General features: G+C 71.4%; 20 protein-coding genes. 16 read left to right on the top strand and 4 right to left on the bottom strand.

Annotation, left to right across the window (positions count from 1 at the left end):
• The first annotated feature begins 156 nt into the window (after positions 1–156).
• From B0I32_RS04845 to B0I32_RS04795, 11 genes are all read left to right on the top strand, one after another.
• The gene (locus tag B0I32_RS04845; protein WP_181307013.1) at positions 157–762 is read left to right on the top strand and encodes a TetR/AcrR family transcriptional regulator; all 606 of its coding nucleotides are present in this window, start codon (positions 157–159) and stop codon (positions 760–762) included.
• A complete protein-coding gene (locus B0I32_RS04840) occupies positions 759–1,508 on the top strand; it encodes an ABC transporter ATP-binding protein (protein ID WP_106235302.1) in 750 nt (249 codons plus the stop codon). The genes B0I32_RS04845 and B0I32_RS04840 overlap by 4 nt, the downstream gene beginning before the upstream one ends.
• Positions 1,499–3,241, top strand: a complete 1,743-nt coding sequence (locus tag B0I32_RS04835) for a hypothetical protein (protein WP_181307011.1) — start codon at positions 1,499–1,501, stop codon at positions 3,239–3,241. Before B0I32_RS04840 ends, B0I32_RS04835 begins: the two co-directional genes overlap by 10 nt.
• 105 nt (positions 3,242–3,346) lie before the next feature.
• Positions 3,347–4,021 (top strand): GntR family transcriptional regulator, encoded by a 675-nt coding sequence (locus B0I32_RS04830; protein WP_106235298.1) that lies wholly within the window; start codon positions 3,347–3,349, stop codon positions 4,019–4,021.
• A 92-nt stretch (positions 4,022–4,113) separates the two neighbouring features.
• The gene (locus tag B0I32_RS04825; protein ID WP_106235296.1) at positions 4,114–5,730 is read left to right on the top strand and encodes an ABC transporter substrate-binding protein; all 1,617 of its coding nucleotides are present in this window, start codon (positions 4,114–4,116) and stop codon (positions 5,728–5,730) included.
• Complete coding sequence (locus B0I32_RS04820) at positions 5,730–6,689, top strand: ABC transporter permease (RefSeq protein WP_106235294.1); 960 nt, start codon at positions 5,730–5,732, stop codon at positions 6,687–6,689. The genes B0I32_RS04825 and B0I32_RS04820 overlap by 1 nt, the downstream gene beginning before the upstream one ends.
• Positions 6,682–7,527, top strand: a complete 846-nt coding sequence (locus B0I32_RS04815; RefSeq protein WP_219911655.1) for an ABC transporter permease — start codon at positions 6,682–6,684, stop codon at positions 7,525–7,527. Before B0I32_RS04820 ends, B0I32_RS04815 begins: the two co-directional genes overlap by 8 nt.
• A complete protein-coding gene (locus B0I32_RS61360) occupies positions 7,524–8,489 on the top strand; it encodes an ABC transporter ATP-binding protein (RefSeq protein ID WP_106235292.1) in 966 nt (321 codons plus the stop codon). The genes B0I32_RS04815 and B0I32_RS61360 overlap by 4 nt, the downstream gene beginning before the upstream one ends.
• Positions 8,486–9,454: an ABC transporter ATP-binding protein gene (locus tag B0I32_RS61355; RefSeq protein ID WP_342751710.1), complete on the top strand. Its 969-nt coding sequence runs from the start codon at positions 8,486–8,488 to the stop codon at positions 9,452–9,454. The genes B0I32_RS61360 and B0I32_RS61355 overlap by 4 nt, the downstream gene beginning before the upstream one ends.
• A gap of 50 nt (positions 9,455–9,504) precedes the next feature.
• Complete coding sequence (locus B0I32_RS04800; protein WP_219911677.1) at positions 9,505–11,259, top strand: gamma-glutamyltransferase family protein; 1,755 nt, start codon at positions 9,505–9,507, stop codon at positions 11,257–11,259.
• Positions 11,256–12,002, top strand: a complete 747-nt coding sequence (locus B0I32_RS04795) for a sulfite exporter TauE/SafE family protein (protein ID WP_106235286.1) — start codon at positions 11,256–11,258, stop codon at positions 12,000–12,002. The genes B0I32_RS04800 and B0I32_RS04795 overlap by 4 nt, the downstream gene beginning before the upstream one ends.
• A gap of 27 nt (positions 12,003–12,029) precedes the next feature.
• Here B0I32_RS04795 and B0I32_RS04790 read toward each other — a convergent pair whose 3' ends face one another.
• The 3 genes from B0I32_RS04790 to B0I32_RS04780 form a co-directional block, all read right to left on the bottom strand.
• Positions 12,030–13,115: a carboxylate-amine ligase gene (locus tag B0I32_RS04790; RefSeq protein ID WP_106235284.1), complete on the bottom strand. Its 1,086-nt coding sequence runs from the start codon at positions 13,113–13,115 to the stop codon at positions 12,030–12,032.
• 87 nt (positions 13,116–13,202) lie between these two features.
• Positions 13,203–13,853, bottom strand: coding sequence for a M15 family metallopeptidase (locus B0I32_RS04785; RefSeq protein WP_106235282.1), 651 nt, complete (start codon positions 13,851–13,853; stop codon positions 13,203–13,205).
• 12 nt (positions 13,854–13,865) lie between these two features.
• On the bottom strand, positions 13,866–15,014 hold the full coding sequence (locus B0I32_RS04780) for an ROK family transcriptional regulator (RefSeq protein ID WP_106235280.1): 1,149 nt from the start codon (positions 15,012–15,014) through the stop codon (positions 13,866–13,868).
• A 137-nt stretch (positions 15,015–15,151) separates the two neighbouring features.
• On the opposite strand from B0I32_RS04780, the gene B0I32_RS04775 reads away from it, so the two are divergent.
• From B0I32_RS04775 to B0I32_RS04760, 4 genes are read left to right on the top strand one after another with little or no spacing between them, the layout of a single operon-like run.
• Positions 15,152–16,468, top strand: coding sequence for an extracellular solute-binding protein (locus B0I32_RS04775; RefSeq protein ID WP_106235278.1), 1,317 nt, complete (start codon positions 15,152–15,154; stop codon positions 16,466–16,468).
• 2 nt (positions 16,469–16,470) lie between these two features.
• Positions 16,471–17,478, top strand: a complete 1,008-nt coding sequence (locus B0I32_RS04770; protein WP_106235276.1) for a carbohydrate ABC transporter permease — start codon at positions 16,471–16,473, stop codon at positions 17,476–17,478.
• Positions 17,475–18,326 carry a carbohydrate ABC transporter permease gene (locus tag B0I32_RS04765; protein ID WP_106235274.1) on the top strand — a complete coding sequence of 284 codons (852 nt, stop codon included), beginning with the start codon at positions 17,475–17,477 and terminating at the stop codon, positions 18,324–18,326. Before B0I32_RS04770 ends, B0I32_RS04765 begins: the two co-directional genes overlap by 4 nt.
• 46 nt (positions 18,327–18,372) lie before the next feature.
• The gene (locus tag B0I32_RS04760) at positions 18,373–19,815 is read left to right on the top strand and encodes a glycoside hydrolase family 3 protein (RefSeq protein ID WP_106235272.1); all 1,443 of its coding nucleotides are present in this window, start codon (positions 18,373–18,375) and stop codon (positions 19,813–19,815) included.
• A gap of 111 nt (positions 19,816–19,926) precedes the next feature.
• Here the strand turns inward: B0I32_RS04760 and B0I32_RS04755 are convergent, their stop codons facing one another.
• The gene (locus tag B0I32_RS04755) at positions 19,927–21,120 is read right to left on the bottom strand and encodes an ROK family transcriptional regulator (protein ID WP_281262572.1); all 1,194 of its coding nucleotides are present in this window, start codon (positions 21,118–21,120) and stop codon (positions 19,927–19,929) included.
• A 90-nt stretch (positions 21,121–21,210) separates the two neighbouring features.
• Between B0I32_RS04755 and B0I32_RS04750 the strand changes: the two genes are divergently transcribed.
• Positions 21,211–23,034 carry an endonuclease/exonuclease/phosphatase family protein gene (locus tag B0I32_RS04750; protein ID WP_106235268.1) on the top strand — a complete coding sequence of 608 codons (1,824 nt, stop codon included), beginning with the start codon at positions 21,211–21,213 and terminating at the stop codon, positions 23,032–23,034.
• Positions 23,035–23,038: the final 4 nt, after the last annotated feature.

Genomic DNA, 23,038 nt, shown 5'->3' with positions numbered 1-23,038 from the left:
GCGCCGTCCAGTACCGCGCTCGCCCTGGCTGAGGCATTCGCCGCCGAACCTGCGGACCAGCGCGTATCCGCCTTGACGGCGTGCCTTCTCGGACCTGATCGTCCCGATGGTTGATTGCTCTTCCAAAAATTTGAATGACCGTTTAAAGTTTTGGATGTGCAGCCAGAAAGTCGCACGTTCATTGAAGAGGCCCGCCGGGCCCAGATCATCGCGTGTGCCATCGAGGTGATCGCCGAGCACGGCTACGCCAACGCCACCATGGCCAGGATCGCCAAGCAGGCGAAGATCAGCAGCGGCGTGATCTCGTACCACTTCGGCGGGAAGGACCCGCTCATCCAGGCCGTCGTCGCGGAGGTGGCCAAGCTGGCCACCGACCTGATGCTCCCGCGCATCCTGGCACAGCCCTCCGCGACGGAGGCGCTGCGCGCGTACATCGAGGGCAACCTCGAGTTCATGCGGCTGCACCGCAAGCCCCTCCTGGCGCTGGTGGAGATCGTCACGCACGCCCAAGGCGGGGAAAGCGGCCCGGGGCCGTACGCCGAGCAGGCCGAGGTGGCCATCACCGACCTGGAGAAGATCCTGCACTGGGGCCGGCAGGCCGGCGAGTTCCGCGACTTCCACCAGCGGACCATGGCCATCGCCATCCGGGGAGCCATCGACGCCGTGCCGGGGCGTCTCTTTCACGACCCCGACTTCGACCTCGACCTGCTCACCCGTGAGCTGGTCGCCACCTTCACCATCGCGACCAGGAGACAACCATGACAGCGGCCTTGGAGATCAAGGGCTTAGCCAAGACCTTCGGCGACAAAACCGCCGTGGACCACGTCGATCTGACCGTCCCTCAGGGTTCCTTCTACGGCCTGGTCGGGCAGAACGGCGCGGGCAAGACGACCACGCTGTCCATGGCGGTCGGCCTGCTGCGGCCCGACTCGGGAGCGGCGTGGATCTTCGGCTCGGACGTCTGGTCCGACCCGGGGAAGGCCAAGCAGCTCGTCGGCGTGCTGCCGGACGGCCTGGCGATGCCCGAGCGGCTCACCGGGCGTGAGGTGCTCACCTATCTCGGCCTGCTGCGCGGGCTGAGCAAGGAGGTGGTGGCCGAGCGGGTCGAGGAGCTGCTGTCGGTGCTGGAGCTGGACAGCGCGGAGAAGACGCTCGTCATCGAGTACTCCACGGGCATGCGTAAGAAGATCGCTCTGGCCACGGCACTGTTGCACGCGCCCAAGTTGCTGGTGCTGGACGAGCCGTTCGAGGCGGTGGACCCGGTCTCGGCGGCGACGATCAAGACGATCCTGCGCGGCTTCGTGGCAGGCGGCGGCTCGATCGTGCTGTCCAGCCACGTGATGGCGCTGGTGGAGCAGCTCTGCGACCACGTGGGCGTGATCGACAAGGGCCGGGTGGCGGCGGCAGGCAGGCTGGACGAGGTACGCGGCACGGCCACGCTCGAGGACAGGTTCGTGGAACTGGTCGGCTCCGGCACCACCGCGACTAAGGGGCTGTCATGGCTGTAGCCGTCACCATGGCCCGGATGAAGCTCGCGATTCTGCGTCATTCGCTGAAGGGCGACAAGGGCACCATGATGGCCTCGGGCGGCACGCTCGGCCTGGTGCTCGCGGCGGGCACGATCTACCTGGCCTTCCTGGAGGGCGACTGGCTGGCCGCCGCGCTCGCGGTGTGGATGCTGGGCTGGATCATCGGCCCCGTCTTCTCCGGCGGCGGTGACGAGACGCTGCGCCCGGAGTTCTTCTCCCTGATGGGGCTGCCTCCGTGGCGGCTGGCGGCCGCGCTGCTGGTGTCGGCGTTCGTGGGCGTGGCCCCGGTGGTCGGCCTGATCGCGCTGGCCGGTCTTGTCGTCGCGGCCACCTCACCGGTGAACGCGCTCGTGGCGGTGCCGGCGATGGTGTTGCAGCTGGCGGTGTTCGTGCTGCTGTCGAAGGTGGCGGTGGCGCTGCTGGGCATCGCGCTGCGTTCGCGGGCGGGGGCGATCGGCGCGGGCCTGCTCAACGGTGTGGTGCTGGCCTTCCTGGGCCAGGCGTGGGTGTTCGCGGTGGCGTTCGGGCAGGGCGCGCAGATCCCGGAGTTCGTCCGCTACCTGCCGTCCGGCTGGGGGCTGCTCGCCGTCCAGGGCGACTATCTGGGGCTGGCCGCGATGGTCGTGCTCATCGCGCTGCTGCTGGCGGCGTGGGCGGGGCTGCTGACCCGCCGGGCGGGCGCGAACCGGCCCTCGACCCGCGGCCGGCGGCCGATGCGGGCCCGCAACGGCCGGGAGGCGGTGGTGGCCAAGGAGCTGCGCACCTGGTCGCGGGACCTGGTGCGCAACCACCAGCTCACGTTCGCCCTCGCCTACGGGGTGTTCTTCGCGAGCGCGCCGCTCGTGCTGGGCTGGACGGACATGCTGCCGTGGGCGGCCCCGATCTTCATCGTCATGGCGGCCGCGATGACCTCCAACCTGTACGGCACCGACGGCACCTCCCTCTGGCTCGCCCTGATGACGCCGGGTTCGTCCGACGTGCGAGGCAGGCAACTGGCCTGGCTGGTGACGGTGGGCCCGGTGGCGGTGCTGGTGGCGGTGGCGTGCACGCTGATCACCGGTGGCCCGTGGGCGGTGATCCTGACGGCCACGGCCGCGCTGCTCGGCGGCGGCGCGGGGCTGGTGCCGCTCATCTCGGTGTACGCGCTGGTGCCCAGCACCGACCCGCAGAAACGGGGCGGCAACCCGCTGCGCACGAGCGAGGAGGACGGCGCCCTGACCGGGCTGGCGTACCTGGCGATGGTGCTCGTGGCCCTGACCGGCGCGCCGGCCATCGCCGTCGCGACACTGTACGGCTGGTGGGGTGTCGCGGCCGGGCTGGCCACCGGCGCGCTGTGCTACTGGGGCCTGGGCCTGCTCGCGGATCGGCGGCTGACGGCCCGGGGACCGGAGTTGCTGCACCTCATGCGTACGGGACGCAGGCCGGAGAGCCCCAAGCCGTCCGCGTTCAAGCTGCCCGACATGCCGGCGGCGCATCGGACGATCGTGATGATCTGCTGGGTCCTGGGCGCGATCCCGCTGTTCCCGCAGGGCGTCGTGGCGGCGATCATGGTCTCCAACGGGCAGCTCCGGCACTCCTGGTTCCTGGCCACGTACATGGAGCCCGGGTTGCGCTGGCCGGTGGCGCTCGGTTTCGTCCTGCTCGGCCTGACCATGTACGGCACGGGCCTGTGGCTCCCACACCGGGCGAAGAAGAAGGCGGCGGCCGGGTAAGGACCAGCGCATGCGGCGGTCTCGGGGAGGCGGCCAGGGAAGTGACGGCCGCCGGCTGGTACCCCGGCACAGCGCGGCCGACCTCCTGTATACGATTAGGCCGATATGACTGATTTCACGCTGGGCGCGGCCCACCGGACCTTGCGCGACGAGGTCACCGCGGAGTTGCGCCGCCGCATTCTCGCCGGCGAGCTCGCCCAGGGTGAGCGGCTGGTCGAGGATCGGCTGGCCGCCGCGCTCGGCGTCTCCCGCAACCCGGTGCGCGAGTCCATCAGGGTGCTGGCCGCCGAGGGCTTCATCCAGGTCGTCCCCCGGATCGGCGCCACGGTCGCGCGGCTGTCGGCGGAGGAGGGTGAGGAGCTCTTCGACGTGCGCATGGCGGTGGAGGGGCTGGCGGCCCGGCTGGCGGCGCGCAAGCGGGGGTCGGCCTCGGCCATACGGCTGCGGCAGGTGCTCGACCAGGCCAAGGAGGCGGTGGAGAGCGGCCGGCTGGAAGAGGTGGCCGACTTGAACACCGCGTTCCACCTGGCGGTGGGCGAGGCGGCGGGGAACTCGTACCTCGCCCTGATGATGAAGCCGATGCTCCAGCGGGCGCAGTGGATCTTCAGTCAGACGGCCGCCGTCCGGGGCCCGCACTCCTGGCAGGAGCACCTGAGCCTGTGGGAGGCGATCGAGGCGGGCGACGAGGACGAAGCGCAGGCCAGGGCGGTCGCGCACGTCGCGGCGGCCCGGCGGTCGTTCCTGACCGCGACCCGCGAGCCAAAACCGGCAAACGATTAGGAAACACTCATATAACGACATAGGGTTACGAAACATCCTTGAAATGTCAGATCTTGTATACAGTCTCCTAAACGTTTTCAACGGAGGCCCCCATGCGACCGTCACCCAAGGTCGTCGCGGCGCTCGTGACACTCCCCCTCGCCCTGACGGCTTGCGGCGGCGGCGGATCGAGCACCACACCCGCGGCACCTAGTTCCATAGCCAGCGCCTCGGCCGACCACCGGGCGGTCAAGAGCGGCGGCACGCTCAACATCGCGCTCAACGCCGACCCCGACGCGCTGGACCCGAGCATCTCCACCACGCTCGTGGGCCGCGAGGTCTTCGCGAACATGTGCGAGAAGCTCTACGACATCGACGCCTCCTCCGCTCTCGTGCCGCAGCTCGCCTCGGCCCTGCCCGAGCTCTCCGACGACGGCAAGGAGGTGACGATCAAGCTGCGTGAAGGCGTGAAGTTCAACGACGGCACGGCCCTCGACGCCGACGCGGTGAAGAAGTCGCTGGACCGGCACCGTACGTGGGAGAAGTCGGCCCGCCAGGCCGACCTGGCCGCGGTCACCAAGGTGGACGTCGTCGACCCCGCGACGGTGAAGCTCACGCTGACGCAGGCGTTCACGCCGCTGACCGCGCAGCTCGCGGACCGCGCCGGGATGATCATGTCGCCGAAGGCCCTGGACGCCGACGGCGACAACTTCGGCGCGAGCCCGGTGTGCGTGGGGCCGTTCAAGTTCGCCGGCCGGACCTCCGGCAGCCAGATCACCCTGGAGAAGGCGCCGGACTACTACGACGCGGCCAAGGTGAAGCTGGACAAGCTCGTATACAAAATCATCGTCGACCCCAACGTGCGGGCCGCGAACCTCAAGTCCGGCGACGTGCAGGTGGGCGACCAACTCGCCACCAACACCGTCAAGGGCGTGCAGGCCGACCCCAACCTGACCGTGGTCTCCGGCGGCGGGCTGGGTTACTACGGCTTCCAGATCAACATCGGCAACGCCAGTGGCTCGACCAAGAAGCCGGGCCCGGTGGACACGGCGCTGGGCAAGAGCCCGCAGCTGCGTGAGGCGTTCGAGCTGGCGCTCGACCGGGACGCGATCAACAAGACCGTGTACAACGGCCTGCACGAGGTCGACTGCTTCCCGGTGCCGAACGACAGCCCGTTCCGGCCGAAGGATCTGACCTGCCCCAAGCGTGACCTGGCCAAGGCCAAGCAACTCGTGCAGGCCTCTGGCGTGCCGACGCCGATCCCGGTCTCCATGGCCACGCCGAACGACGCCGTCAACCAGCGCCTGGCGCAGGTCATCCAGTCGATGGTCAAGGAGGCCGGCTTCAACGTGAGCGTGCAGACGGCCGAGTTCGTCAGCGTGCTGGAGCAGGGCAAGGCGGGCAAGTTCGACACCCTGCTGAGCGGCTGGTCGGGCCGGGTGGACGCGGACGGCAACCTGACAAACCTGGTCACCACCCAGGGCAGCAACAACTACGCCGGCATGTCCGACCCGGGCATCGACGACCCGATCAAGCAGGCCGCCGCCGAGACCGACCCGGCCAAGCGCGCCGAGCTGTACGGCGCCGCCATGAAGAAGGCCGCCGAGCTGCGGGGCGTCGTGTACCTGTACCACAACAAGTACTACCTCGGCATGCACAAGACGGTCGCCGGCGTCCAGTACTTCAAGGACGGCCTGCCGCGCTTCGTCACCGCCGGGTTCGCCGCGTAATGCTCTGGTTCATCCTCCGGCGCTGCGGGTCGGCGGTGATCGTGCTGTTCCTGTCCAGCGTCCTGATCTTCCTGGGGATCAGGGCGCTGCCCGGGGACCCGGCCACGGTCATGGCGGGCCAGGAGGCCTCGCCCGCCGCGATCGAGGCCATCCGGCACGAGTTCGGCCTGGACAAGCCGCTGCCCGCGCAGTACGTGGACTACGTCGTCCAGACCGTCACCGGCAACTTCGGCCGCTCGACGCAGGACCAGCTCCCGGTGATCGACATCCTGGCCGAGCGGATCCCCGTGACGCTGGAGCTGTCGGCGCTGGCCATGCTGGTCGCGATCATCGTCGGCGTGGGCGCGGGCATCGTCGCTGCCGTGCGGCGCGGCAGGTTCGCCGACTACGTGGCCACCGGCTTCGGCCTGGCCGGGCTGTCGGTGCCGCACTTCTGGCTGGGCCTGCTCGGCATCCTGCTGTTCGCGGTGACCTGGCAGGTCCTGCCCGCCTCCGGCTACGTCCCCTTCACCGAGGACCCCGGCCAGAACCTGCAGCGCATGATCCTGCCCGCGCTCGTGCTCGGCACCGGCTTCGCGGCGATCCTCATGCGGCAGACCCGCTCGGCCATGCTGGGCGCGCTGTCGGCCGACTATGTCAGGACCGCCAGGTCCAAGGGCCTGCCGGAGGTCAAGGTCGTCGGCGCGCACGCGCTGCGCAACAGCCTGACGACCGTGGTGACCGTGCTGGGCCTGCAACTGGGCGCGCTGATCAGCGGCGCGGTGGTGACCGAGCAGATCTTCGTCATCCCGGGGTTCGGCAAGCTCACCGTGGACGCGGTCCTGACCAGGAACTACCCCGTCATCCAGGCGGTCGTGCTGGTCACGGTGGTCGGCTACGTGGTGGTCAACCTGCTGGTCGACATCGCCTACGCCTTCCTCAACCCGCGGATCCGGCTCTCTGGAGGCGGCCATGACTGAGGTGATGAGAAGGACGCGGCTGTGGCGGCGCTTCCGGCGCAGGCCCATGCCGATGGCCGGCCTGGTGCTGGTGATCGCGTTCGTGCTGCTGGCGCTGGCGGGCCCCCTGGTCACCGGCGACCCGGCCGCACAGGACTACATGGCCACCCTCGCTCCCCCGTCGGGCGCGCACCCGATGGGCACCGACGACCTGGGCCGGGACGCCCTGGCCAGGATCGCGCACGGCGCGCAGGTCTCGCTGCAGGCGGGCGTGCTGTCCACGCTGCTGGCGATGGCCATCGGCATCCCGATCGGGCTGGTCGCCGGGTTCTACCGGCGCTGGCTGGACCCGATCGTGATGCGGCTGGTGGACGTGACGCTGGCCTTCCCGTTCCTGGTCTTCGCGGTCGGCCTGGCGGCGATCATCGGGCCCTCGCTGAAGGGCGTGGTGCTGGCACTGGGCTTCGCCCAGCTGCCCGCCGTCATCCGGATCACCCGCGGCGAGGTGCTGGCGGTCAGGGAGATGGACTACGTGGCCGCGGCCATCGCCGACGGCGCGGGCGACGGGCACATCATCTTCAGATACGTGCTGCCGAACTGCGCCAGCCCTCTCATCGTGCAGGCCACGGTGGCGATCCCGGCGGCGATCATCGGCGAGTCCACGCTGTCGTTCCTGGGCCTGGGCGTGCAGCCGCCGACCCCGTCGTGGGGCGTGATGCTGACGACCGCGCAGCAGTACCTGAGCGACGCGCCCTGGCTGGCCATCTGGCCCGGGCTGATGATCGCGCTGGCCACCCTGGGCTTCAACCTGCTCGGCGACGGGCTGCGTGACGTACTGGATCCGAGGAGCGCCCGATGAGCCTGCTGGAGATCACCGACCTCCGCGTCGGTTTCCGGACCGAGGACGGGCTCGTCCAGGCGGTCAGGGACATCTCGCTCACCCTGGACGAGGGCGAGATCCTCGCGCTGTGCGGCGAGTCGGGCTGCGGCAAGTCGGTCACCGCGATGTCGGTGCCCAGGCTGCTGCCGCCGGACACGACCGAGCTGAGCGGCTCGATCAAGCTGGACGGCCGCGAGCTGACCACACTGCCCGAGTCGGAGCTGCGGCGGGTGCGCGGCAAGACGGTCTCGGTCGTCTTCCAGGAGCCGATGACCTCGCTGAACCCGTCGTTCACCGTCGGCTACCAGATCGCCGAGGTGCTGCGCCGGCACGAGGGCCTGTCCCGGCAGGGCGCCGCCAAGCGGGCGGAGGAGCTGCTGGAGCTGGTCGGCATCCCGGCGCCGGGGCGCAGGATGAAGGAGTACCCGCACCAGCTCTCCGGCGGCATGCGGCAGCGGGTGATGATCGCCATCGCGGTGGCCTGCTCGCCGCGGGTGCTGATCGCCGACGAGCCCACCACGGCGCTCGACGTGACGATCCAGGCCGGGGTGCTGGACGTCTTCCGCGACCTGCGGGACCGGCTGGGCACCGCGATCATCCTCATCACGCACGACCTGGGCGTGGTGGCCGACATCGCCGACCGCGCCGTGGTCATGTACGCGGGCCGCGCCGTCGAGCAGGCGCCGGTGGCGCAGTTGTTCGCCGAACCGCGGCACCCGTACACGCTGGGGTTGATGAAGGCGCTGCCGTCGGCGGCGGTGAACGGGCGGCTGGCGGAGATCCCCGGCATGGTGCCCTCGCCGATGTCGGACCCCGACGAGTGCGCCTTCCATGACCGCTGCCCGCGCGCCCAGGACGACTGCCGGCTGTCCAGGCCACCGCTCGAACGCCAGGCCGACCGTCACCTGGCGGCCTGTTTCCACCCGGGAGGCGGGAAGTGATCCTGCGGATCGACAACCTGGTCAAGCACTACGGCCCGGTACGCGCCGTGGACGGCCTGTCGCTGGAGATCGGCCAGGGCGAGGTGCTCGGCCTGGTCGGCGAGTCGGGCAGCGGCAAGTCCACGGTGGGCAAGTGCGTGCTGCGGCTGACCGAGCCCACCTCGGGCTCGATCGAGCTGAACGGCACGGACATCACCCACCTGTCGCGCCGGGCCATGCGCCCGCTGCGCCGCGACGTCCACATGGTCTTCCAGGACCCGTTCTCCTCGCTCAACCCGCGCTTCTCGATCGAGCAGATCGTCGGCGAGCCGCTGCTGCGGCACAAGGTGTGCGACCGGCGCGAGACGGCCGGGCGCGTGGCGGCCATGCTGGAGAAGGTCGGGCTGCGGCAGGAGATGCGCAAGCGCTACCCGCACGAACTGTCCGGCGGGCAGCGGCAGCGGGTCGGCCTGGCCAGGGCCCTGATCCTGGAGCCCAAACTGGTCGTGGCGGACGAGCCGGTGTCGGCACTGGACGTCTCCGTGCAGGCGTCGGTGCTCAACCTGATCACCGACCTGCAGCGGGACATGGGCTTCTCGTGCCTGTTCATCACCCATGACCTGTCGGTCGTGGAGTTCCTGGCCGACCGGATCGCGGTCATGTACCTGGGCCGGATCGTCGAGTCGGGGCCGACGGCCGAGATCTTCGCGCAGCCGCGGCATCCGTACACGCAGGCCCTGCTGTCGGCCGCGCCCGTGGCCGATCCGGTCAGGCAGCGGGAGCGGCGCAGGATCGTGCTCGGCGGCGACGTGCCGAGCCCGGTGGACCCGCCGGCCGGCTGCCGCTTCCACACGCGCTGCCCGCTGGCGTACGACGAGTGCCGCAGCACCGAGCCTGCCTTGACCGACCCACGTGGCGCGGGCCATCCGGCCGCCTGCCACCTGGTTACGGCGGACCGCGTCCCCGACGCGGCCGCACCCCTATAGAAGGAGCGAGTTTGTTCACCACCAGGCCCGAGCTGAAGGGCGACTTCGGCATGGTCGCCGGTACGCACTGGCTGGCCTCGGCCACCGGCATGGGTGTGCTGGAACGCGGCGGCAACGCCTTCGACGCCGCGGTGGCCGCCGGGTTCGTGCTGCAGGTCGCCGAGCCGCATCTGAACGGCCCCGGCGGCGAGGTGCCGATCCTGCTGTGGAACGAGGCCGAGCAGAAGGTGTCGGTCGTGTGCGGGCAGGGCGTGGCCCCAGCGGCGGCCACCATCGAGCGCTTCACCGAGCTCGGCCTGGACGTCGTGCCCGGCACCGGGCTGCTGGCGGCGACGGTGCCGGGGGCGTTCGGCGGCTGGATGCTGATGCTGGAGCGCTGGGGCACCTGGTCCCTGGCCGACGTGCTGGCCCCGGCGATCCACTACGCCGAGCACGGCGTGCCGGTGCTGGAGCGGATCGCGGCCACGATCGAGTCGGTGCGCACCCTGTTCGAGGAGGACTGGCCGACGTCGGCGGCGACCTGGCTGCCCGGCGGAAACGTGCCCGAGCCCGGCGCCAAGCTGGCCAACCCGGTGCTGGCCGCCACCTACCGGCGGGTGATCGCCGAGGCCGAGTCGGCCTCCGGCACCCGTGAGGGCCAGATCGAGGCCGCCAGGAAGACCTGGTACGAGGGCTTCGTCGCCGAGGCGATCGCCGAGTTCAGCGCCACCACGGCCTGGCGGGACAGCTCGGGCGAGGTGCACGGCGGCCTGCTGACCGGCGACGACCTGGCCGGCTGGGCGGCCTCGGTGGAGGAGCCGGCCACCTTCGACTACCGCGGTCACACGGTGGCCAAGACGGGGCCGTGGGGCCAGGGGCCGGTCTTCCTGCAGCAGCTGGCCCTGCTCGACGGGTTCGACCTGGACGCGATGGACTTCCTCGGCGCCGACTACCTGCACACGGTGACCGAGGCCGCAAAGCTGGCCTTCGCCGACCGCGAGGCCTGGTACGGCGACACCGACGTGCCCATGGACGACCTGCTCAGCCCGGCGTACAACGCCGAGCGGCGGCGGCTGATCGGCGCGCGGGCCAGCCTGGAGCTGCGGCCGGGCGCGCCCGGCGGGCGCACGCCCCGGCTGCCCGTCTTCCCCGAGCCGGGCACGGCGAGCGACGCGCCCGGCCTGTCGGGCTCGCGCAAGCCGCAGGGCGTGGGCGAGCCGACCGTGGCGCGGGACGGCATGGTCAAGGGTGACACGTGTCACATCGACGTCGTGGACCGGTGGGGCAACATGGTGTCGGCCACGCCCAGCGGCGGCTGGCTGCAGAGCTCGCCGACCATTCCCGCGCTGGGCTTCTGCCTGGGCACGCGGGCTCAGATGTTCTGGCTGCAGGAGGGCGTGGCCACGGCGCTGCGGCCGGGCACGCGCCCGCGCACCACGCTGTCGCCGTCGTTCGCGCTGCGGGACGGCAGGCCGTGGCTGGCGTTCGGTACTCCCGGCGGCGACCAGCAGGACCAGTGGAGCGTGAACTTCTTCCTGTCGATCGTCCACGGCGGGCTGAACCTCCAGGAGGCCATCGACGCCCCCATGTTCCACTCCGAGCACTTCCCCAGCTCGTTCTTCCCGCGCGCGTCCCGTCCCGGCGTCATGCACGTCGAGGACCGGGTGGACGCGGGCGTCATCGCGGAGCTGCGGCGGCGCGGGCACGAGGTCGAGACGGCGGGCGCGTGGGCGCTCGGCCGGCTCAGCGCGGTCGCGCGTGACGGCGCCTTCCTCAAGGCCGCCGCCAACCCGCGTGGCGCCCAGGGCTACGCAGCCGGCCGATGACGGCCACCGATCTGCTCTTCCTGGTAGGAGCCGGCCTGCTGGCCGGCGTGGTGAACGCCCTGGCCGGGGGAGGAACGCTCGTCTCCTTCCCCGCCCTGCTGGCGCTGGGACTGCCCGGCCTGACCGCCACCGTGACCAACGCGGTGGCGCTCTGGCCGGGCTACGTGGGCGGCGCGGTGGGCTACCGCAAGGAGCTGCGCGGCCAGCGGAGCAGGACGACGAGCCTGTCGCTCACCGCGGTGCTGGGGGCGTGCGTGGGCAGCTCGCTGCTGCTGCTCACGCCGGGCAAGCTGTTCGAGTCGATGGTGCCGTGGCTGGTGGCCTTCGCCAGCCTCGCGCTGCTGGCGCAGCCGTGGCTGCGCCGGCTCTTCGGGGGCGAGGCCGACGAACCGGTCAGCCGGCTGGTGTACGCCGGGGTGTTCCTCGGCGGATGCTACGGGGCCTACTTCAACGGCGGGATGGGCGTGGTGCTGCTGACCGTGCTCGGCATGTTCCTGCACGACAACCTGCATCGCGTGAACGCCGTGCGGGCCGTGCTGTCGCTGGTCGTCAGCTCGGTCTCGGTCGTCGCCTTCTCGCTGTTCGGCCCCGTGAACTGGCGGGCCGTGGCGGTGATCGCGCCGGCCAGCCTGGCGGGCGGGCTGCTCGGCACCCGCCTGGCCAGGCTCATGCCGCCCAAGGTGCTGCGCGGCGTGGTCGTCGCGTTCGGCCTGGGCGTGGCGGCCGCCCTCGCGCTGCGCTGAGCGAGCGCGCCCGCCACCTGGGTGGGTTCAGGCGACGGTGGCCTCGATGAGGTCGTCCACCACCTCGGCCAGGTCGTTGCCCCTCTCGTACGCCCTGCGCTGGCGCATGGCCCCCGACCCCTTGCGCAGCAACCGGTCGAGGCCCTCCTGGATGAAGGTCAGGTCACCGGCCTGCGCCAGCGCCGGGCGGACGTGCTCCAGCAGCCGCCCGGCCATCACCGCCGCCGGGACCAGCGTGCCGTGCCGTACGTCGAGGCTGTCGCCGCGCAGCCCGTCGCGGGCGGCCCGCCAGTAGGCGGCGCGCAGCACCTCGGCCGGAATCGGCAGACCACGGTCCCCTCGCCGGACAGCGGTCAGCGCGGTGACGACGAGCGCCCTGATCAGCCCGATCAGGGTGAGGCTGTCGGCCACGTCGAGCGGCACGTCGGCCACCCTGATCTCCACGGTGGGCAGGCGCGGCGACGGGCGCGCGTCCCAGTAGACGGTCTTGGCGTCGAGCAGCGCGCCCGACTCCGCCAGCGCCTGGAGGGCGAGCTCGTAGTCGCCGAACGAGCCGAAGTAGGGCGGCGCGCCGGAGACCGGCCAGCGGCCCCAGCTGATCACCCGCCACGACGCGTAGCCGGTGTCGCGGCCCACGAAGAACGGCGAGTTGGCGGCCAGCGCGATCAGCGTCGGCAGCCACGGCCGCAGGTGATTGCCCACGTAGACGGCGTGCTCGGGGTCGGGCACGTCCACGTGCACGTGCAGGGCGCAGATGCTGATCTCGTCCTGGAGGGCCCGGTAGAGGGCCCTGCCCTGCAGATAACGGTCGTCGTCGGTGAGCGGTGAGGGCATCACGGTGCCCAGGACCGGGATGCCGCTCGCGACGACGGCCAGCCCGCACGAGCGGGCCGCGCTCGCCACCTCCTTACGTGCCGCGCGGAGCTGGGAGCCCAGCTCGCTGAGGTCGGCGGAGGGCGGTGTACGAGCCTCCACCTGGAATCTGGTGATTTCTTGCACCACGTCCAGCACGTCGGTCGCGGCGGCCAGGACCTCGGCCGCTCGGGGAGCCACGTGGCGGGTGCGGGGATCAACGATGAGGTATTCCTCTTCGATCCCGATGAGCGGAACCATGCCGGCACCTCACTGGGGGAGTCCACAGTCTCCGCCTCAGGTTGTGCCCGTCCCACACCCGTCGGAAAACCTTTCGACTGAGCGGTGTCAGACGGTAAATTCCACGGGGCCGTACAGCGCGTGCTCTGCCTGCGTGGACATCGCCCAGTAACGGTCCCCGTACGACCAGTGCCACCACTCGGTGGGGTAGTTGACCAGCCCGGCGGGCTCCAGGGCGGCGGCCAGCAGCTTGCGGTGGGCGCGGGCGTCGTCGGAGATGGCGGGGGCGGCGGTGTAGCAGGCGCCGTCGCTCTGCTCGGGGTTGTCGTTGACCTGGGTGCCCATGTCGTACTCGACGCCGTCGGGCGAGCACAGGGTCAGGTCGACCGCCGCGCCGGCGGTGTGCGGGGCGACCTCGACCGGGGAGACGTAACGGCTGGCCGCCACGTACGACTCCTCGGGCGTCAGCCCGGTGAGGGTGGCACGGTATTCGTCGAAGATCCGGCGCTGCGTGGCGACGGGCCGGTAACCCTCGACGATCAGCAGGTGGTAGCCGTCGGGCAGCAGACTCTGGGCGTGCTCCAGCCGGCTCAGCACCCCGGCCCGCAGGTGGGCGTAGGCGCCGCGCTCGTCGGCCAGCCGGGAGTCCACCCGCAGCCGCCCGCGCACGTCGGCCAGCGGTTCGCCGCTTTCGCGCACGGGGATCGAGGTCACACGCGGGTCGGAGATCAGCACGACGTCGTTCGAGGACTGCCACATGGGCAAGAATTCTCACACAGTGTCGGAGAAGACCTGCTCCCGGGCCTGCTCAAGGGCCGCCACCAGGGCGCCGCGCAGCACGGGGTTGCCGGCCACCCGGCTCACCACGACGCTCGGCCTGCTGGGGCACATGCGGGCCACGGCCTCCTCCACCTTGGCCGCCAGCCGCTCGCCGCCGGCCCGGCCGATGTCGCCGCTGAGCACGATGAGGCCGGGGTCGAGCACGACCGTCACGGCCGCCACGCCCAGGGCCAGCCGGGCCGCGACGGCGTCGAGGTAGTCGTCGTCACCGCCGCGGACCAGGTCGGGAACGGTGGCGCCGGCCACGCCGCGCTCGTCGGCCAGGCCGCGCAGGGCGTCGTGGCCCACCAGCCGCTGGAACGAGCCCGTCTGCGGCCGGCGGACGTCGCTGGGCAGCGGCTGCCCGGGGACCGGCAGCCAGCCGATCTCGCCCGCGCCGCCGCTGATGCCCCGGTGCAGGCGGCCGCCGAGCATGACGCCGAGCCCCTGGCCGACGCCGGCCCAGACGAGCACGAAGTCGTCCACGCCGGCGGCGGCGCCGTACCGGTGCTCGGCCAGGGCGACGAGGTTGACGTCGTTCTCTATCGTCACCGAGGCGCCGAGGGTCTCGCGCAGGCTGGCCAGCACGCCGACGTGCCAGGAGGGCAGGTCCACCGAGATGCGCACGTCGCCGGTGAGCGGATCGACCACGCCCCTGGTGCCGATGACGAACGCGCGCAGCCGCGACAGGCTGACGTTGGCCGTGTCGCAGGCCCGCTGGACGGCCGCGTGCACCGCCTTGACGGGGTCCCTGCCGTCGGCCGGGTTGAGGGTGACCTCGACCACCACCCGGCCTGTGATGTCCGCCACAGCGACGGTGAGGCTTTCCGGCAGGACCTCGAGGCCGGCGACGTACGCGCTGGAGGGGACCACGGCGTACAGGGCGGCGTGCGGCCCCCTGCCTCCCGCCCGCTCTCCCGCCACCTCGACCAGGCCCCGTTCCTCCAATCGCGCGAGAAGCTGACCTGCGGTTACCTTGGAGAGCCCGGTACGCGCACCGAGCTCGGCCCGCGTCAGAGGGCCGTCACCGAGGAGCAACTCGAGTGCCGCCCGGTCGTTCAACCGGCGCAGCAGACGGGGGACTCCCGGGTCTCGGCTCATCTGCGCACCCTTCTCGTCACGATCGGCTAACGGGCGTTTCTTTTAAGAAAGTTTCTTGTTAGTTTAACACCATCGTTCGGCATATGACGATCAGCCTGGTGCGGACCGTAGGCCAGCACCCGGGAAGGGAGAACCCTGTGAGGATCGCGAAGATCACGGCCACTACGGTCACCACGGCCGCGCTGGCCCTGGGCCTGGCCGCCTGTGGCGGTTCGAGCGAAGAACCCGCCACGTCCTCACCCAGCGCCGCGGCCGCCTCCGGCCCCAAGTTCGCCGGCAAGACCCTGAGCGTGTGGCGTCTTGGAGACAGCAACCCGGCCGCCGCCAAGTACATGGAGGAGCTCAACGCCGAGTTCAAGACGCAGACCGGCGCCGAGGTCAAGCTTGAGTGGATCCCGTGGCCGCAGGTCGCCGACAAGTTCGCCGCCGCCGCCACCGGCACCGGCCCCGACGTGACCGAGATCGGCAACGACCAGGTCCCGATGTGGCAGAGCCAGGACGCGCTGGAGCCGATCACCGACATCGCCCGCGAGGGCGACAGGTCGCAGATCCCGCAGAACCTGTACGGCTACGAGACCGTCGACAACGAGGTCTACGCCGTGCCGTGGGGCGCGGGGGCCCGCGCGGTGCTCTACCGCAAGGACTGGTTCGACGACCTCAAGATCGAGGTGCCCAAGACCTGGGACGAGCTCGTCGCCGCGGCCAAGAAGATCCAGGGCGAGAAGAAGGGCGTCGACGGCTTCGCCTTCAACGGCGGTTCCGACGCCAACCACCTGCTGGCGGCCTTCGCCTGGTCCGAGGGCGGCGAGTACGCCGTCAAGGAGGGCGACAAGTGGGTCGGCAAGCTGACCGAGCCCGGCTTCGCGGCCGGCTTCGGCACCTACACAGGGCTGGTCCAGGACGGCCTGTCCAGCAAGGCCAACCTGACGCTCAACACCACGGACATCCGTAAGCGCTTCGCCAACGACAAGGTCGCGATGTACCTCACCGCCGCCTGGGACCTGCCCGGCATCGAGGAGGACTCCAAGGGCAAGCTGAAGGGCGACAAGCTCGGCTTCTTCCCGCTGCCCGCCAAGACCGGCGGCGTGGCCGCGTCCTTCTTCGGCGGCAACGACATCGCCCTGTGGGGCGGCACCGAGCAGGCGGAGCTCGGCAAGGAGTACATCAAGCTGGCCACCAGCAAGACCTGGGCCGACCGCTACGCCAAGGAGGGCGGCCTGCTCCCCGTCTACCCCGACACCCTGGCCGCGATGAACGAGGACCCCGCGCAGGGCGCCTTCGCCCAGGCCTTCGCCAAGGCCAAGGCCTTCCCCGCCGACCCCAACTGGTCCGAGGCCGACGCGACCAAGGCCGTGCTGCAGAACGCGGCGCGCGAGGTCATCGAGGGCAAGAAGGACGCCACCACCGCCCTCGCTGACGCCAACAAGGAACTCGAAGAGATCCTGAACCAGTAACGATGGCGAACCCGACAACGGTCGCCCGGGGCAGGGACTCCTCCCCTTCCCCGGGCCGCCGGCGCAACGACCGGGCCGCCCGCGCGAGCGGGCTGCCGGTCTGGAGCATCCCGTACGTGCTGCTCATCCCCGGCCTGGTGGTCATCGCGGGGCTGCTGCTGTACCCGATGGTCCAGCTCGGCATCATGGCCTTCCAGAAGGTCGGCCTGGCCCAGATCCGCGGCACCAGGCCCGCCGAGTGGGTGGGCCTGGACAACTTCGACAAGGTCCTGTCCAACGACATCTTCTGGTCGGCCCTGCGCAACACCGTGGCCTTCGCCTTCGTCGCCGTCAGCCTCACCCTGATCGTGGGCACCGCGGTCGGCGTGCTGCTGCACCGGCTGGGCAGGAAGATGTCGCTGTTCGTGGTCATCGGCTGCATGTTCGCCTGGGCCGTGCCTCCCGTGGCGCAGGGCGTCATCTGGCGCTCCCTGTTCGACGCCGAGTCCGGCATCATCAACTGGGCGCTCAACCTGGTGCCCACCTGGCTGCTCTCCCCGCCGGACGGCCAGGAGAGCTGGTCGGGCACCCCCTGGCTGAACGACACCATCCCGCTCTACATCGCGCTCGTGGTGTGCGTCGTGTGGGCCGGCTTCCCGTTCATCGCGGTCTCCGTCCTGGCCGGGCTCAAGGGCATCCCCGCCGAGCTGTACGAGGCGGCCAGGGTGGACGGCTCGGGCGCCTGGCGCACGTTCAGAAAGATCACCCTGCCGCTGCTCAAGCCGGTCTTCGCCGTCCTGACGATCCTGTCGATCATCTGGGACTTCAAGGTGTTCAGCCAGCTCTACGTGCTGATGAACGGCCCGACCAACCGTGACGGCTTCAACCTGTCCATGTACGCCGTCGCCGAGGCGTTCAAGCCCCCGCAGAAGCTGGGGACGGGCGCGGCGATCTCGGTGGTGCTGACGATCATCCTGCTCATCATCACCGTCGTGTACGTGAGGCAGATCGTGAAGCAGGAGGAGATGTGACCCCGCTCGCACGCAAGAGGCTCGGCAAGATCCTCCTGAACACGGCCGGGATCCTCGTCTTCCTCTACGCCGTCTTCCCCGTCTACTGGATGGTCGCCACCGGCTTCAAGGCCAACGACCAGATCTTCACCACGGAGTTCATCCCGTTCCCGACGCACTTCACCTTCGAGCACTTCGAGCGGGTGCTGACCGAGGGCGTCGCGAACAACTCCATCTGGCTCTACATGCGCAACAGCGCCATCGTGGCGCTCGGCACCGTGCTCATCGGCTCGGCCTTCGCGCTGCTGTCGGCCACCGCCATCGCGCGCTTCCGCTTCAAGGGCCGCGGCACCTTCCTGGTCACGCTGCTGATCGTGCAGATGCTGCCGGCGGAGGGTCTGCTCATCCCGCTGTACATGATGGTCAAGCGGGCCGGGCTGGGCGACCAGCTGATCGGGCTGATCATCACGCAGGTGGCGCTGACGCTGCCGTTCGGCGTCTGGATGTTGCGCACGTTCGTCGCCGCGGTGCCGAAGTCGCTGGAGGAGGCGGCCTGGATCGACGGCGCGGGACGCATGACGACCTTCTGGAGGGTGCTCTTCCCGCTGGTCGCCCCCGGCCTGGTGGCCACCAGCATCTTCTCGTTCATCACCGCGTGGAACGACCTGATCTTCGCCCTCTATCTGATGTCGGGGTCCGAGGGTTACACGATGCCGGTCGCCCTGCAGTACTTCTTCGGCCAGAAGGGCGTCGACTGGGGCGCGATCATGGCCGGATCGACCCTGATGACGATCCCGGTCGTCATCTTCTTCCTGCTCGTCCAACGCCGCATGGTCTCCGGCCTGGTCGCCGGGGCCGTGAAGGGCTGACACCGTACGACGTCGCGGACGCCGTGCGCCGAACTGATGAGGAGCCATGAGTCAGAGTGATCGGGGGCTGCGCCGCCTCGCGGCCGGCACGCTGCTCGTCGCCTTCCAGGGCACCACCGCGCCCGCGTGGGTGCTGCGCGAGCTGGAGCGGGGCCTGGGCGGCGTCACGCTCTTCGGCTTCAACGTGGCCGACCCCGGCCAGGTGCTGGACCTGACCACCGCGCTGAGGGGAGCCGGTGATCCCGTCATCTCGCTCGACGAGGAGGGCGGGGACGTGACGCGGCTGGCGTACCACGTCGGCAGCCCGTACCCCGGCAACGCGGCCCTGGGGGCCGTGGACGACGTCGAGCTGACCCGCCGGGTCTACCGGGCCATCGGCTCGGAACTGGCCGCCTGCGGCATCAACCTGGACATGGCGCCCAGCGCCGACGTCAACACCGAGGCCGACAACCCGGTCATCGGCACCAGATCGTTCGGCACCGGGCCCGAGCTGGTCTCCCGGCACACGGTGGCGGCCGTCGAGGGCCTGCAGTCGGTACGGGTCGCCGCCTGCGTCAAGCACTTCCCCGGCCACGGCGCCACCCGGGTGGACTCCCACCTGGACGTGCCGGTCGTGGACGTCAGCCTGGACGTGCTGCGCGAGCGCGAGCTGGCGCCGTTCCGCGCGGCCGTCGGCGCGGGGGCCAGGTCCGTGATGACCGCGCACGTGGCGGTGCCGGTGCTGACGGGCGACACGCCCGCCACGCTGTCGGGCGCCGCGCTGACCGGGCTGCTCAGGGGCGAGCTCGGCTACGACGGCGTGATCGTCACCGACGCGCTGGACATGCGCGCGATCACCGAGAGCGTGGGCCTGGCCGGCGGCGCCGTGCTGACCCTCGCGGCCGGCGCCGACCTGCTCTGCCTGGGGCCGCTGCCGACGTACGACGACGTGCGGGCGATCGTCGCCGAGATCGAGGCCGCCGTGCGCGACGGACGGCTGCCCCTCGACCGGCTGGAGCAGGCGGCGGCGCGAGTGGCCGAGCTGCGTGCCTGGGCCGCGGGGGCGCCCGAGCGGGTCGCGGCCGAGCAGAACGTCGTCGGCCTGCACGCCGCCCGCCGCGCCGTCCGCCTCAGCGGCTCCGCCGAGCCGCTGGTCGAACCCCTGGTGATCGAGGTGGACACCCCGCCGACGATCGCCGTGGGCGACGTGCCGTGGGGGGTGGGCCCGTGGCTGCCCGACGCGGAGATCGTCCGGGTCGAGCCGGCCGCGGCCGACGTCGCCGGGCTGCTGGCCAAGGCGGCGAACCGGTCGCTGGTCGTCGTGGTCAAGGACGCGCACCGGCATCACGAGAGCCGGAACCTGCTGTCCGCGCTGGTGGCGGCCAGGCCCGACACGACCGTGATCGAGATGGGCCTGCCCGTGTGGCGGCCCGACAGCGCGGCCTACATCGCGACGTACGGCGCCGCCCGGGCCAACGCCCAGGCCGCCGTGGAGCTCCTCACTGCCTGAACCGGGCATAAGGGAGCATCCCGTCCGCCGAGCGCGCCCTGTGGAGGTCCTGGGGCGCGCTCGGGGCCCCCGTCAGCGGGGGTGCTCGCCAGCAGGCCGGTCAGGCGCCCGTCAGGGGGCCAGGAGCTCCTCGCGGGCCTGGTCCAGGGCCGCGAGGACGGCGCCGCGCAGCACCGGGTTGCCCTCCGTCACCGTCGTCGTCACCACCTGAGGCCGTACGGGGCAGATCCGGGCCACGGCCTCCTCGACCCGGGACGTCAGCGCGGACCCGCCGGCGAGCCCCACCTCCCCGGCCAGCACCACCAGGCCGGGATCGAGGACCACGCACACCGCCGCCACCCCGAGGGCCAGCCGGTGGGCGATCTCGTCGAGCAGCGGCTCACCGTCGGCCCCGGCGGCCACGGCGACCCGGACGCACTCGGTCGCGCTGCCGGCCGCGAAGCCGTAACCCTGGGCCAGCTCGGTCACCGCCTCGGCGCTGACCAGCGACTGCAGGCCGCCCGCCAGCGACGGCAGCCGCCCCGGCTGGGTGCGGATGTCCTCGGGCAGCGGCACGCCGGGCACCGGCAGGTAGCCGATCTCCCCCGCGCTGCCGGACCGCCCGCGGTGCAGCCGGCCGCCGAGCATGATGGCCAGGCCGAGCCCGCGGCTCGCCCACAGCAGCACGAAGTCGTCGGCGCCCTGGGCGGCTCCGTCGGCGCGCTCGGCGATCGCGGCGAGGTTGACGTCGTTCTCGATCGTCACCTCGCGCCGCAGGTCGCCGGCCAGGGCCTCGTGGATGCCCTCGTGCCAGCCGGGCAGGTCGAAGGAGAAGCGGATGTCGCCGCTGCGCGGATCGACCACCCCGGGGGTGCCGATGACCACGCCGCGCAGCCTGGAGATGCTGATCCTGGCGCCGCGGCAGGCCTTGGCGATCGCGCCGTGCACCACGGAGACCGGGTCGTCGTGCCCGTTGGGATCGACGGTGACCTCGGCGATCGTGCGGCCGTGGATGTCGGCGACGGCCGCGGAGAGCCGTTCGGGACCGACCTCCAGGCCGGCCACGTAGGCGCTGGAGGCGATCACCGAGTAGAGGGCGGCGTTGGGCCCGCGCCCGCCGGCCTGGGTGCCCACCACCTCGACCAGCCCGCGCTCCTCCAGCCTGGCCAGCGTCTGCGAGGCCGTCACCTTGGACAGGCCGGTCAGCTCGCCGATCTGCCCGCGCGTCATGGGGCCGGTGGCCAGCAGCAGGTCGAGCGCGGCCCGGTCGTTGATCTCCCTGAGCAGTCCGGGCACACCAGGACGTCGCTCCGCGCTGAATCCCACCGTGCATCCCACCGTTGATATCGAAAAGGTTGTTGGAAGTTTAGCGCTCCGGCTCTTGCGCGCCGCGTCAGGCGAACACGAGGATGCCTCATGACCATCCCGCGTGGCCATGCCGTCATGCTGGCGCTCGGCATCGTAGTCCTGTTCGACGTCCTGCGGGTCTTCCTGCCCTCGCTGATCACGCTCTTCGGCCGCGCGGGCGAGACGCCCGCGGAGCTGATGGGCCTGTACGCCGCCGCCTGGTTCATCCTCCCCTTCCTGGCCCTGCTGTCAAAACCGCGTCACGCGCTGGTCGCCGGCGCGGCCGGGCTGGTCGCGGCGCGGCTGCTGCTCCAGGCGGGCGTGAGCCAGCTCTACGTCTCCTCCGCCGGCGTCACGGCCGGCCTGATCCTCCTGTACGGCTGCGCCTGCACGGTCCCCCGCAGGGCCGTGCCGGTCGGCATCATGGGCGGCATCGCGCTGTCGTCCCTCGTCCACCTGCTGCTGGACGGGGTGGACCTGGCCTGGCAGGAGGGCCCGCTGCCCTGGGCGGCCACGCTCGCGCTGTGCCTGGCCCTGTTCCTGGCGCTGCTCTCCGCGCCGCGCGCGGAGGAGGGCGCGCCCGCTCCCGCGCGGATCTGGTTCCTCTTCGGGCCCACGCTGCTGCTGGCCGGGATGGCGGCCACGTCGTGGGCCAAGCCGGAGCAGGGCCCTGAGCCGCTCGGGACGCTCGCGCTCTCCTGGGGTCTGCTGGCGCTGACGCTGGTCGCGGCGACCGCGGCGGCTCTGGGCCCGGCCACCGCCCCGCTGATCGAGCTGGGGCTCGGCATCGCGCTCATCGCGATCACGGTGGTCAGCCACTTGCCGGGCGCCGGCGTCCCCGGGCTGTCGATCGGGTTCCTCGGCAGCATGCTCGCCGCGGCGGGCTCAGGACCCGCGGGCCGGCGCCAGGGCCCGGCCCTGCTCGGCGGCGGCCTCGTCTTCCTCGTCGGGGTGTTCGCCTACTACGCGGCCTACGACCTCGACCTCGGCGTGCCCAATTCCGTGGTGCCCGTGGCGATCTCCGTGCTGGTCGCCGCGGTGGCGGTGGTGCCGCGGCTGGTCCGCGACCCGCCCGTGCAGCTGTCCGCCCGCCGCCGCACCGTGCCCGCCGCCGCGGCCGTCGCGCTCGTGCTGGTGCCGCTGGTGGTGGCCGTCGCCTGGCAGCCCGTGCCCGCCGTGGCGGCCAAGCGCTCGGACGACGTGACGCTGATCGCGTACAACATCCGGATGGGGTTCGGGCTGGACGGGCGGCTGTCGCTGGACCGGATCGCCTCGTGGGCCGCCGCGCAACGGCCCGACATCGTCCTGCTCAGTGAGGTGGACCGGGGCTGGCTGCTCAACGGCGGGCACGACGACCTGGACCGGATCGCCCGCGGTCTGGGCATGCGCCACTACTTCGCGCCGGCGGCCGACAACGTCTGGGGCGACGCGCTGCTCACCAACCTGCCGGTCAAGAGCGTGCGGTCGTACGAGCTGGGGCGGCACGGCTATCCCACGGGGGCGCAGGCGCAGGCCGTCGTCGTCGAGGTGAACGGCAGGGAGCTCGGCGTGGTCAACACCCACCTCCAGGCGCCCACCGGGCAGGCTCCCGAGGTGGCCGCCATCGTGCGGGACCTGGCCGCGAGCCGGCCGGTGATCCTGGCCGGCGATCTGAACACCACGCCCGCCGACCCCGAGATGGGCGTGCTGCTGGCGGCCGGGCTCTCCGACCCCCTGAAAGCCCTGGGCGATCCGCCCACCTCGCCCGCGGACCGGCCGGTGAAACGGATCGACCACGTGCTGATCAGCGCCGGTTTGACGGCGGTTTCGGCCCAGGTACCGCGGTTGCCGTATTCAGATCACCTGCCCGTTCTGACGACCTTGCGCCTAACCAGTGTTGACCAGGAGGGATAATCGA

Origin of the sequence: Nonomuraea fuscirosea, assembly GCF_003001935.1 — a bacterium.
GTDB lineage: Bacteria > Actinomycetota > Actinomycetes > Streptosporangiales > Streptosporangiaceae > Nonomuraea > Nonomuraea fuscirosea.
Note: the sequence above shows the minus strand (reverse complement) of the source record. Positions and strands in the feature narration are given on the sequence as shown.